The organism is Azohydromonas sp., from assembly GCF_035325925.1.
Lineage (GTDB): Bacteria > Pseudomonadota > Gammaproteobacteria > Burkholderiales > Burkholderiaceae_C > Calidifontimicrobium.
Map to the genome: position 1 here is coordinate 52,973 of NZ_DAOKZA010000021.1, position 11,211 is coordinate 64,183.

Here is an 11,211-nt window from a genome sequence, read left to right on the forward strand (position 1 = left end):
CTCTTGGTTGTCAATAGTCGACCGGCACCGGGTCGAGGCTGCGCCACACGTACCACGTGGCCACCGAGCGGTACGGTGCCCACGCTTCCCCGACCTCGCGCGCCTCGGCGCGGGTGACCGGCTCGCCGCTGAAGTAGTTGACGCTGATGCCGCGGATCAGCCCGAGGTCGTCGAGCGGCATCACGTTGGGACGCAGCAGGTGGAAGATCAGGAACATCTCGGCGGTCCAGCGGCCGATGCCACGGATCGCGACCAACTCGTCGATGATCTCCTCGTCGTCCATCGACGGCCACTGCCGCTCGTGCACGGTGCCGTCGACGAAGTGCGCCGCCAGGTCGCGCACGTACTCGACCTTGCGCGCCGACAGCCCCGTGGAACGCAGGTCGTCGACGCCGAGCGACAGCACCACGTGCGGGTCGAGCCGGCCCTGGCGCGCGCCGGCGTCGGCAAGCCTATCCCACACCGATTGCGCCGCCTTCACCGAGATCTGCTGGCCGACGATCGACCTCGCCAGCGTCGTGAACGCGTCGCCGCGGCTGCGCAGACGCGCCTGGCCGAATCGCGGGATCAGCTTCTTCATGACCCGGTCGCGCCGGGTCAGGTGCCTGCAGGCATCGTCCCAGTAGTCGGGCGTGACGAGCGTGGTCACCGACTTGCCGTCCATCGTCGCCGCATCAGGCCCGCACCCAGGTCGTGCCCTGCGGTCCGTCCTTGAGCATCACGCCCTGCGCGGCGAGCTCGTCGCGGATGCGGTCGGCCAGCGCGAAGTCGCGCGATCGCTTGGCCTGCGCGCGTTCGGCGATGCGCCGCTCGACGGCGTCCGCGTCGAGCGCGTCGGGCTTCGTGGCGCCCTGCAGGAAGACGCGCGGCGACTGCTGCAGGATGCCCAGCGCGGCGCCGAGCGACTTGAGCTGCGCGGCAGCGGACGGCGAGCGTTCGCGGTTGACCGCGCCGGCGAGGTCGAACAGCACCGCCAGCGCCGCCGGGGTGTTGAAGTCGTCGTTCATCGCGTCGCGGAATGCCGCCGCCGCGGGCTGCGACCAGTCCAGCGGCGTGTCGTCGGGTGCAACGGCATCGAGCGCGGTGTACAGCCGGCGCAGCGCCTGGCGCGACTCGTCGAGCAGCGCGTCGCTGAAGTTGAAGGGGCTGCGGTAGTGCGTGCGCAGCATCGCGAAGCGCAGCGTCTCGCCGTCGGTGACGCGCAGCACGTCGCGGATCGTGAAGAAGTTGCCCAGCGACTTGGACATCTTCTCGTCGTCGACGTTGAGGAAGCCGTTGTGCATCCACACACGCGCGAACGGCCTGCCACTGGCGGCCTCGCTCTGCGCGATCTCGTTCTCGTGGTGCGGGAACTGCAGGTCGAGCCCGCCGCCGTGGATGTCGAAGGTCTCGCCGAGCAGCGCGCAGCTCATCGCCGAGCACTCGATGTGCCACCCCGGTCGCCCCGGGCCGAAGGCGCTGGCGTACTTCGCATCGTCGGGCTCGTCGGCCTTGGCCGCCTTCCACAGCACGAAGTCCAGCGGGTCGTCCTTGCCGTCGAGCACGGCCACGCGTTCGCCGGCGCGCAGTTCGTCGATCGACTTGCCCGACAGCTTGCCGTAGCCGGCGAACTTGCGCACGGCGTAGTTGACGTCGCCGCCCGGGGTGCGGTACGCGAAGCCCTTTCGCTCGAGCGTGCCGATCATCTCGAGCATCTGCGGCACGTAGTCGGTGGCGCGCGGCTCGTGCGTGGGCGACAGCAGTCCGATGGCGCCGATGTCGGCGTGCATCGCCGAGATCATCTCGTCGGTGAGCCGGCGTATCGGCATGCCGCGCTCGAGTGCGCGCTTGATGATCTTGTCGTCGATGTCGGTGATGTTGCGCACGTAGATCACGTCGTGGCCGAGCGCGCGCAGCCAGCGGTAGACGACGTCGAACGCGGTCATCATGCGCGCGTGGCCCATGTGGCACAGGTCGTACACCGTGATCCCGCACACGTACATGCGCACCTTGCCGGGCTCGAGCGGCTCGAAGGGCTCGAGCGCACGGGTCAGCGAGTTGTGGATGCGCAGCATCGTGGTTCGGACGGGGGAAAGACAGCGGCCTCCAGAACCCGGGTGTGTCGGAGGCCGCTCGGTAGAATCGATTCAGTATAGCGGCGGCTCCGCGCCGGTTGGGAGTTCGATTTCGATGAAACACGCAATGACGATCGTGGCGCTCATGGCGGCGCTGGCAAGCACTCCGGCATGGGCGCAGCAGAAGGTGCGCCTGCAGACATCGATGGGCGACGTCGTGCTCGAGCTCGACGCGGCGAAGGCGCCGAAGACGGTGGACAACTTCTTGCAGTACGTCAAGGCGGGGCACTACGACGGCACGGTGTTCCATCGCGTGATCCCCAACTTCATGGTCCAGGGCGGCGGCTTCACTCCCGACATGGTGCAGAAGCCCACGCGCGCGGCGATCCCGCTCGAGAGCCGCAACGGCCTGTCCAACGCGCGCGGCACCGTGGCGATGGCGCGCACCGGCGTGCCCGACTCGGCGACCGCGCAATTCTTCGTCAACGTCGTCGACAACGCGTTCCTCGACCAGCCCAACGCGCGCGACGGGCATGGCTACGCGGTGTTCGGCAAGGTCGTCGAGGGCATGGACGTGGTCGACAGGATCAAGGGCGTGCCCACCGGAAGCAAGGGGCCGCACCAGAACGTTCCCGTGCAACCCGTGGTCATCACGAAGGCCACCCTGGAGAACTGAAGATGACCAAGACCGTTGAACTCGACACCAGCGCCGGCACGATCCGCATCGAACTCGACGACGTGAAGGCACCGCTGTCGGTGGCCAACTTCGTCGACTACGTCGACAAGGGCCACTACGACGGCACCGTGTTCCACCGCGTGATCAAGGGCTTCATGATCCAGGGCGGCGGCTTCGAAGCGGGCATGAAGCAGAAACCGACCGGCGCGCCGATTGCCAACGAGGCGAACAATGGGCTGAAGAACGCGCACTACACGGTCGCCATGGCGCGCACCTCGTCGCCGCACTCGGCCACGGCGCAGTTCTTCATCAACACCACCGACAACGACTTCCTGAACTTCAAGTCCGAATCGCCGCAGGGCTGGGGCTACGCGGTGTTCGGCAAGGTCGTCTCCGGCACCGACGTCGTCGACGCGATCGAAGGCGTGCGCACCGGGCGCCGCGGCATGCACGACGACGTGCCGGTGGAAGACGTCGTCATCCGCAAGGCCATCGTCGTCGAGTGATGCCTGAGGGCTGGCAACTGCCGAGCCTGTACGAGCTCGTCGCCGCGCCGCACTGGCAGGCGGTTGAGTTCATCTCCGACCTGCACCTGGCCGACGCCGACGGCGCGACCTTCGCCGCCTGGGCGCGCCACATGCGCAGCACGCGTGCCGACGCGGTGCTGATCCTCGGCGACCTGTTCGAAGCCTGGGTCGGCGACGACGCGCGCGGCGAGCCGTTCGAAGCCGCCTGCGTCGACGTGCTCGCCGACGCGTCGAGCCGCCTTCAGGTCGGTTTCATGGTCGGCAACCGTGACTTCCTCGTCGGCGGCGCGATGCTGCGCGACGCCGGCGCGATCGGGTTGCAGGACCCGACGCTGCTCGTCGCCTTCGGCAGACGCGTGCTGCTGACGCACGGCGACCTGCTGTGCCTGGCCGACGTCGAGTACCAGCGCTTCCGCGAGCAGGCACGCAGCGACGCCTGGCGCCGCGCGGCGCTGGCCATGCCGATCGCGCAGCGGCGCGTCGTCGCGCGCCAGATGCGCGACGCGAGCCAGCAGCGCCAGCAGGGCGCTGCGGCGACGACCACCGACGTCGACCCGGGCGCGGCGGTGGCCTGGATGCACGCCGCGGGGTGCAGCCACATGGTGCACGGGCACACGCACCGCCCCGGCGACGAGACGCTGGCCGTCGGCCACGAACGCCATGTGCTCAGCGACTGGGATCTCGATGCGTCGCCGCCGCGCGCCGAGGTGCTGCGCCTGACGCGCGACGGATTCAGCCGCGTCCCGCCGGTCGGCTGATGTTCGGCCGCTGGCTGCAGCGCTGGCGCCTGCGGCGCGAATGGCTCGCGCTGGCGCGGCGCGACATCCCCGACGCGCTGTGGCAGCGCACGCTGCAGCGCTACCCGTTCCTCGTGCGACGCAGCGACACCGACGTCGCCGAGCTGCGGCGGCTCGCCAGCCTGTTCCTCGACCGCAAGGAGTTCAGCGGCGCCGGCGGTTTCGTCGTCGACGACGCGACCGCGGTGGCGATCGCCGCGCAGGCCTGCCTGCCGGTGCTGCGTCTCGGGCTGGCGGCGTACGACGGCTTCGTCGGCATCGTCGTGCATCCTTCGCAGGTGGTGGCCCGCCGCGAGGTCACCGACGAGCACGGCGTCGTGCACCGCTACGACGAAGTCCTCGCCGGCGAGGCGATGGAGGGCGGGCCGGTGATGCTCAGCTGGGCCGACGTCGACGCCGCCGGCGACGCCGAGGCCGAGGCTTACAACGTCGTGATCCACGAGTTCGCCCACGTCATCGACATGCTCGACGGCGAGGCCGACGGCATGCCGCCGCTGCACGACGCAAAGGCCATGGCGCACTGGGACGAGGTGTTGCAGTACGCGTACGACCGCTTCTGCGAGCGCGTGGCGTGCGGGCACGACACGGTGCTCGATCCGTACGGCGCCGAGTCGCCCGGGGAGTTCTTCGCCGTGGCCAGCGAGGCCTTCTTCGTCACACCGCTGGCGATGAAGGACGAACAGCCGGAGTTGTATCGGCTGTTCGTCGAGTTCTACCGCCAGGACCCTGCGGCCACCGCCTGACCGGCGGTGCCCCGGCAGCGACCTCAGGCGGTCGCGGGTTCGGCCTTGGGCTTGTCGCTCTTCTTCGGATCGATGTCGAGCTTGACCTCGCCGGCGTCGTCGATGTCGACCGTGAGGCGCCCGCCGTCGACCAGGCGGCCGAACAGCAGCTCGTCGGCCAGCGCGCGGCGGATCGTGTCCTGGATCAGGCGCTGCATCGGCCGCGCACCCATCAACGGGTCGAAGCCCTTCTTCGCCAACTGGCGGCGCAGCGCGTCGGTGAACGTGACCTCGACCTTCTTCTCCGCGAGCTGGCCCTCGAGCTGCAGCAGGAACTTGTCGACCACGCGCAGGATGATCTCCTCGTCGAGCGAGCGGAAGCTGACGATGGCGTCGAGCCGGTTGCGGAACTCGGGGGTGAACAGCCGCTTGATGTCGGCCATCTCGTCGCCCTGCTCACGCTTGGTCGTGAAGCCGATCGTGCTCTTGTTCATCGTCTCGGCGCCGGCATTCGTCGTCATGATGATGATGACGTTGCGGAAGTCGGCCTTGCGCCCGTTGTTGTCGGTGAGGGTGCCGTGGTCCATCACCTGCAGCAGCACGTTGAACACGTCGGGGTGCGCCTTCTCGATCTCGTCGAGCAGCAGCACCGCGTGCGGCTTCTTGCTGATCGCCTCGGTGAGCAGCCCCCCCTGGTCGAAGCCGACGTAGCCCGGCGGCGCGCCGATCAGCCGCGACACCGCGTGGCGCTCCATGTACTCGGACATGTCGAAGCGGATCAGCTCGATGCCCAGGATGAACGCGAGCTGCCTGGCGACCTCGGTCTTGCCCACGCCGGTGGGACCGGAGAACAGGAACGCGCCGATCGGCTTGTCGGGCTTGCCCAGCCCCGAGCGCGACATCTTGATCGCCGCGGCCAGCGCCTCGATCGCCGGATCCTGGCCGAACACGGTGGCCTTCAGGTCGCGGTCGAGCGTCTGCAGGCGGCCGCGGTCGTCGGAAGAGACCGACGCCGGCGGGATGCGCGCGATCTTCGCGACGATGTCCTCGATCTCGCCCTTGCTGATGATCTTCTTCTGGCGGCTCTTGGGCAGGATTCTCTGCGCCGCGCCCGCCTCGTCGATCACGTCGATCGCCTTGTCGGGCAGGTGGCGGTCGTTGATGTACTTGGCCGACAGCTCGGCGGCGGCCTGCAGCGCCCCGAGCGCGTACTTGACGCTGTGGTGCTCCTCGAAGCGGCTCTTCAGGCCCTTGAGGATCTCGACGGTCTGCTCGACCGAAGGCTCGACGACGTCGATCTTCTGGAAACGACGCGACAGCGCCGCGTCCTTCTCGAAGATGCCGCGGTATTCGGTGAACGTGGTCGCGCCGATGCACTTCATCTGCCCGCTCGACAGCGCCGGCTTGAGCAGGTTGCTGGCATCGAGCGTGCCGCCCGAGGCGGCACCGGCGCCGATCAGCGTGTGGATCTCGTCGATGAACAGGATCGCGCGCGGCTGGTCCTTCAGTTGCTTGAGCACGCCCTTGAGGCGTTGCTCGAAATCGCCGCGGTACTTGGTGCCGGCCAGCAGCGCGCCCATGTCGAGCGTGTAGACGGTGGAGTCGGCGAGCACCTCGGGGACGTCGCCCTGGGTGATGCGCCAGGCCAGGCCCTCGGCGATCGCGGTCTTGCCCACGCCCGCCTCGCCGACCAGCAGCGGGTTGTTCTTGCGCCGGCGGCAGAGCACCTGGATCACGCGCTCGACTTCGAGTTCGCGGCCGATCAGCGGGTCGATCTTGCCCTCGCGGGCGAGCACGTTCAGGTTCTGCGTGAACTGGTCCAGCGGCGAGCCCTTGCCGTCACCGCCTTCGTCCTTCTCGGCCTCGCTGCCGCCGCTGCCCTCGCTGCCCTTGGTCGGCTCGGGCGGCTCGGACTTCTTGATGCCGTGCGCGATGTAGTTGACGACGTCCAGCCGCGTCACGCCCTGCTGATGCAGGTAGTACACGGCGTGCGAGTCCTTCTCGCCGAAGATCGCCACGAGCACGTTGGCGCCGGTGACTTCCTTCTTGCCATTGCCGGTGGACTGGACGTGCATGATCGCGCGCTGGATCACTCGCTGGAAGCCCAGCGTCGGCTGCGTGTCGACCTCCTCGGTGCCGCCCACCGTCGGCGTGTTTTCCTTGATGAAGGTGGTCAGGCTCTTGCGCAGGTCGTCGATGTTGGCAGCGCAGGCGCGCATCACCTCGGCCGCCGACGGGTTGTCGAGCAGCGCCAGCAGCAGGTGCTCGACGGTGATGAACTCGTGCCGCTGCTGACGCGCCTCGACGAACGCCATGTGCAGGCTGACTTCCAGTTCTTGCGCAATCATGCGGCCTCCATAATGCACTGCAACGGGTGCCCCGCCCGCTTGGCGGAAGCCAGCACCAGTTCGACCTTCGTCGCGGCGACGTCCTTCGTGTAGACGCCGCACACACCGCGCCCTTCGTGGTGGATCTTCAGCATGATATGGGTCGCGGTCTCCAAGTCGTGCCTGAAGTGCTCCTGCAACACCATCACGACGAACTCCATCGGCGTGAAATCGTCGTTGAGCATCACCACCCGGTACATGCGTGGCGGGGCGGTCTTCTGCGTCTGACGCTCGGCGACGACAGCCCCCTGCCCGTTGCCCGGACGGGCCGGCGACGGGGGTTTCGCGGGGGGCTTCGACCCATTCGAAGGCATGCGGACGATTCTATAGATTCGCTCTCCGAGCGCGCTTCAGACACGATGTTGCCCTGCCGGACGCGAGTTCAAGCCCCGAACAGCGGGCCTTGCGAACCGCACCCACTCATGATCCACGTTGACGGCGCCGGACTTGTCGACTGACACAGTATTGTCCAGGACAAACAACCATGACGCCGGGCATCGGCTTGACACTGCCGGAAACAGGGTCCGACAATCTTCGGCCACGATTCACGGGCAGGACAGGAGGCGGCATGGCCATCGGCATCGTCAAGTGGTTCAACGACGCGAAAGGCTTCGGCTTCATCGAGCCCGAAGGTGGCGGCGCCGACGTGTTCGCGCACTTCTCGGCGATCCAGATGGAGGGTTTCCGCACGCTCAAGCAGGGCAGTCGCGTGAGCTACGACTGCGTGCAGGGACCCAAGGGCGACCTCGCCCAGAACATCCGCCCGGTCACCCTCGACGTCGCGGCGAAGACCGAAGCCTGACTGGGCCCGTGCCAGCGGTTGGCGCGTCACACGTTCTTCCTCGCGCCCATGAGCAGCAAGAGAGGTCGCACGAAGGCCGATACGGGCATGCCCGCGACATCCGCCCCGCGGCGGAGCAGGCTCCACTGCTGGGCTGTCATCCGCAACGTGACGCGAACCCAGTCAGGGGATGACTCGTTCTCTTCCGCCATCGGGATACCTCAGCCCTGAGCCCAAGTCAGGCCATCACGACCTGGGCGCGCACCTCGACCTTCAGCGCGCGCTTGATGGCGGCGAAGATCGCGGACACGTTGGTCAGGGTCGGGTTGCCCGACTTCGACTGCATCCGGTGCAGGCTCTTGGCCGGCTTGTGAATCTCGTCGGCCAGCGCCTCGAAGCCCACGGTGGCAGTGACGAGGTCGCACAGGATCAGTTTGGCGGACTCCGGTTCGCCGTCGACGAACAGGGTGATGGCCTCGGCCAGCAAGGCTCGGGCGAAGGCCGGATCGTTCTGCGCTCGCGCAGCGACGGTATCCGCGAAGTCACGGACCCGTGTCTGCGGTTGGTCCATCACAGGTGCTTCCTCGCGTCCTTGAGCAGCAGCAGCAATTGCTGCTCGCGCAGCGGCGAGGCGATGAACCCGAACCGGGTGTAGAAACGCGCCGCATCTTCGTCGATGGGGTGGGTCAGCATGGCCCGCACACCGGCCTGCTCGGCGATCACCAGCGTGCGGCGGATGGCGTCCTGAAGCATCCCCACGCCGATCCCGCGCCCAAGGTGCTCGCGTGACACGGCGAGCCTGGCCAGGATCACCACCGGCACCGGGTACTGTCCCATGCCCTTGCGGATGCGCTCCGGCGCTTCCAGCGTGTCGACCTGGCCCACGGTCAGGCTGAAGTAGCCCGCGACACGGTCATCACCGTCGGCCACGACGAAGGTCTTGGCCGAGCCGCTGCCCTGCGCCTGGCGGGCGTGCCGCAGCAGCCAATCGTTCAGCGCAGGCTTGCCGCAGTCGAAGCCTTCCAGCCGATGCTGCGAGGCCAGGGGCTCCGGTGCCCGCAGCGTCACTTCGCGTCCCAGGGCGCCTTGCGGGCGAACAAGTCACGCAAGCCGTCGTTGGCCTGCTCGGGGCGCTCCAGCAAATCCATCAGGGCCTGGTACTGGCTGCCCGAGACCATGAACAGGCGCTGATCCAGCAGGGTCTGCTCGGCAGCGAGGCAGGCGCTGTCAAGGATGAAGTCGGTCAGCGACTTGTGGGCCACCTCGGCGGCACGGCGCAGCACGGCCTCCTGTTCCGGGGTGGCGCGCAGGCCAAGGCGGGCGGAACGGGCAGCAGGCGAGGATGCGATGGCAGTCATGGCGGCGCCTCTCTTGTTCGATCAACTGGCGCAATGTTAGTACAAGCGACGAACGCGGTCCAGTTCTCCGAGGCAGCCGGGCGCCATGGTAGACGGTGAACCGCCGCGCGTAAGTCGTTGATTTTTTGGCCGTCGGCGCTGCGCGCACCCGCAGGCCAAACAGAGAAAAGAGACGGCTCTGACCCGGGAAGTGGCCGATTCCGGGCTTCGTGGCGAGTCCGCACCCGCAGCACAGACGGCCGGAACCCCGCGTGGTGCGGGGATCGCGGGCGAAAAAAGGGCCCGGAGATCATCCGAGCCCTTGTAGATGGTGGTGGAACACGGAACCGAACCCGCGTCCGTAATCCGAACTAAATAGTAACGCCTTGGCCTTGAGGACGTGGATTCGATGATTTGGCCAAAATCGTCCTGCGCTGCCACTGGGCTTCTTGGGTAACGCGATCCGCAGCGACGACTGGGCCATTCCGCACATTGGCCTGAGCAGTCTCGGGGAAATCGTCGGCTGGGCGCGCCCAGACGAGTTTCCGCCAAGGAACATGCGCACGAGCAAGGGGCTGCGGGCGCTCGGTTACAACGTGAGGATCGGTGTTTGATCTGCGGCCGTGGGCGGCGCCCGCAAGGTCCCGATCAACCCACCGTCCCCTGCGCCGGACCGGCCCGCCCTGGCATACCGTCCTTGAAGATTTGAGTCACATCAATCGGCCAGCAGGTCGCTGGATGTTGACTCTTGACTTTCGGCATGTTAGGCGCAATATCTTGCAAAGTCTTGCAAGAATTTCCTCGAGCGAGGCCGCGTGACGACGGAACTTGTGGGGGTGGTATGACAGCGCGCCAGCAGGCGATCTTCACACTCGACGAGTTGGCTACCTACTTAAAGGTCGGCAAGCGGACGCTTTACCGGCTCGCCGCGCACGGGGAAATTCCGGCCTTCAAGGTCGGCGGGACGTGGCGGTTTCGTCAAAGTGAAATCGATCAATGGATCAATGATCAGATCCAAGCAGGCAGAAAGAAGGAGGTGATACGCACAGATGAGCAGCCGAAGTCAGCGGAACACTCCGTGTCGTCTGGGCGCGCTGTCCGTCGCCGCAGGCAAACGGAGTGAGCGAGAGTCTTCAATTTTTCTTCTGGAGGTGTGACATGGACATTGATTTCAAGAAATTGGCTCCCTGGAACTGGTTCAAGAAGGAGCAGGAAGAACAACAGAGCACTGCCTCGCTGCCGGTGCAGCGCAATGACCTGCCGGTGGCGGGTGGGCCCGTCAGTCCCATCCTGCAATTGCATCGCGAGATCGACCGCCTGTTCGACGACGCGTTTCGAGGCTTCGGTTTCCCGACGCTGGCCATGCCACGCTGGCCGTCGGACTGGCCGGGCATGCTGAAGCCGGCGCTGGACATCCAGGAGACCGACAAGCAGTACAAGATCGCCCTGGAAGTACCCGGCGTCGAGGAAAAAGACATCCAGATGTTGACGCCGACCGAAAATTGACCAGCAAAGCTGGGTGATGCCGACCGAAAACTGACCAGGGTGTTCAACCTACCCTGCTGCTTTTTTGTGCAGCAAGGAACGAGGAGTGATCACCATGGCCATGATGGGCAAGATTCGCTCGATGCACTTCCGGCAAGGGAAGTCGATCAGCGAGATCGCGCGGCTGACGAGTCTGTCGCGCAACACGATCAAGAAGTGGCTGAAGGCGCCGCAGGGTGCCGAGCCGAAGTACCGGCGTCGGGAGATGCCCACGAAGCTGGCGCCGTTCGTCGAGGCGCTGGAGAAGGCGCTGAAGGCCGATGAGCACCGCCCGCGGCACGAGCGGCGCACGGCGCGGGCGCTGCATGTGGAGTTGCAGGCCTTGGGCTACCCCCCTGTGCCAATATGACCTGCGTCACCTACCCCTGACCATTTAGTGAGCAAC

At 66.8% G+C, this 11,211-nt stretch carries 13 protein-coding genes and 3 pseudogenes; 9 read left to right on the forward strand and 7 right to left on the reverse strand.

From position 1 onward, the window contains the following. Positions 1–10 precede the first annotated feature (10 nt). Together PKC53_RS09980 and cysS are read right to left on the reverse strand one after the other, a co-directional pair. A complete protein-coding gene (locus PKC53_RS09980; RefSeq protein WP_324428329.1) occupies positions 11–664 on the reverse strand; it encodes a DNA-3-methyladenine glycosylase in 654 nt (217 codons plus the stop codon). 10 nt (positions 665–674) lie between these two features. After that, on the reverse strand, positions 675–2,054 hold the full coding sequence (gene cysS, locus PKC53_RS09985) for a cysteine--tRNA ligase (protein WP_324428330.1): 1,380 nt from the start codon (positions 2,052–2,054) through the stop codon (positions 675–677). Positions 2,055–2,199: 145 nt separating this feature from the next. Here cysS and PKC53_RS09990 point away from each other — a divergent pair, with 145 nt between their 5' ends. The 4 genes from PKC53_RS09990 to PKC53_RS10005 are packed head-to-tail and all read left to right on the forward strand — an operon-like array spanning position 2,200 to position 4,797. After that, complete coding sequence (locus tag PKC53_RS09990) at positions 2,200–2,730, forward strand: peptidylprolyl isomerase (protein WP_324428341.1); 531 nt, start codon at positions 2,200–2,202, stop codon at positions 2,728–2,730. A gap of 2 nt (positions 2,731–2,732) precedes the next feature. Further along, positions 2,733–3,236 (forward strand): peptidylprolyl isomerase, encoded by a 504-nt coding sequence (locus tag PKC53_RS09995; RefSeq protein ID WP_324428331.1) that lies wholly within the window; start codon positions 2,733–2,735, stop codon positions 3,234–3,236. Further along, on the forward strand, positions 3,236–4,015 hold the full coding sequence (locus PKC53_RS10000; protein WP_324428332.1) for a UDP-2,3-diacylglucosamine diphosphatase: 780 nt from the start codon (positions 3,236–3,238) through the stop codon (positions 4,013–4,015). The genes PKC53_RS09995 and PKC53_RS10000 overlap by 1 nt, the downstream gene beginning before the upstream one ends. After that, positions 4,015–4,797: a M90 family metallopeptidase gene (locus tag PKC53_RS10005; RefSeq protein WP_324428333.1), complete on the forward strand. Its 783-nt coding sequence runs from the start codon at positions 4,015–4,017 to the stop codon at positions 4,795–4,797. The genes PKC53_RS10000 and PKC53_RS10005 overlap by 1 nt, the downstream gene beginning before the upstream one ends. A gap of 23 nt (positions 4,798–4,820) precedes the next feature. Here PKC53_RS10005 and clpA read toward each other — a convergent pair whose 3' ends face one another. Then, positions 4,821–7,124: an ATP-dependent Clp protease ATP-binding subunit ClpA gene (clpA, locus tag PKC53_RS10010; protein WP_324428334.1), complete on the reverse strand. Its 2,304-nt coding sequence runs from the start codon at positions 7,122–7,124 to the stop codon at positions 4,821–4,823. Next, positions 7,121–7,477, reverse strand: coding sequence for an ATP-dependent Clp protease adapter ClpS (gene clpS, locus PKC53_RS10015; RefSeq protein WP_324428335.1), 357 nt, complete (start codon positions 7,475–7,477; stop codon positions 7,121–7,123). Before clpS ends, clpA begins: the two co-directional genes overlap by 4 nt. 254 nt (positions 7,478–7,731) lie before the next feature. Between clpS and PKC53_RS10020 the strand changes: the two genes are divergently transcribed. After that, positions 7,732–7,965, forward strand: a complete 234-nt coding sequence (locus tag PKC53_RS10020; RefSeq protein WP_324428336.1) for a cold-shock protein — start codon at positions 7,732–7,734, stop codon at positions 7,963–7,965. A gap of 217 nt (positions 7,966–8,182) precedes the next feature. Here PKC53_RS10020 and PKC53_RS10025 read toward each other — a convergent pair whose 3' ends face one another. The 3 genes from PKC53_RS10025 to PKC53_RS10035 are packed head-to-tail and all read right to left on the reverse strand — an operon-like array spanning position 8,183 to position 9,302. Next, positions 8,183–8,515 (reverse strand): transcriptional regulator, encoded by a 333-nt coding sequence (locus PKC53_RS10025; protein ID WP_324428337.1) that lies wholly within the window; start codon positions 8,513–8,515, stop codon positions 8,183–8,185. Next, on the reverse strand, positions 8,515–9,012 hold the full coding sequence (locus tag PKC53_RS10030) for a GNAT family N-acetyltransferase (protein ID WP_324428338.1): 498 nt from the start codon (positions 9,010–9,012) through the stop codon (positions 8,515–8,517). Before PKC53_RS10030 ends, PKC53_RS10025 begins: the two co-directional genes overlap by 1 nt. Next, the gene (locus PKC53_RS10035) at positions 9,009–9,302 is read right to left on the reverse strand and encodes a DUF1778 domain-containing protein (protein ID WP_324428339.1); all 294 of its coding nucleotides are present in this window, start codon (positions 9,300–9,302) and stop codon (positions 9,009–9,011) included. Before PKC53_RS10035 ends, PKC53_RS10030 begins: the two co-directional genes overlap by 4 nt. Before the next feature lie 434 nt (positions 9,303–9,736). Between PKC53_RS10035 and PKC53_RS10040 the strand changes: the two are divergent. The 4 genes and pseudogenes from PKC53_RS10040 to PKC53_RS10055 all read left to right on the forward strand — a co-directional run. Beyond that, positions 9,737–9,895, forward strand: a pseudogene (locus tag PKC53_RS10040) (phospholipase); the annotation flags it as partial. 227 nt (positions 9,896–10,122) lie between these two features. Next, complete coding sequence (locus tag PKC53_RS10045) at positions 10,123–10,404, forward strand: helix-turn-helix domain-containing protein (RefSeq protein ID WP_008906267.1); 282 nt, start codon at positions 10,123–10,125, stop codon at positions 10,402–10,404. Positions 10,405–10,439: 35 nt separating this feature from the next. Then, positions 10,440–10,766, forward strand: a pseudogene (locus PKC53_RS10050) (Hsp20/alpha crystallin family protein); the annotation flags it as partial. A 115-nt stretch (positions 10,767–10,881) separates the two neighbouring features. Continuing rightward, a pseudogene (locus PKC53_RS10055) lies at positions 10,882–11,157 on the forward strand (helix-turn-helix domain-containing protein); the annotation flags it as partial. Between the last annotated feature and the right edge of the window lie 54 nt (positions 11,158–11,211).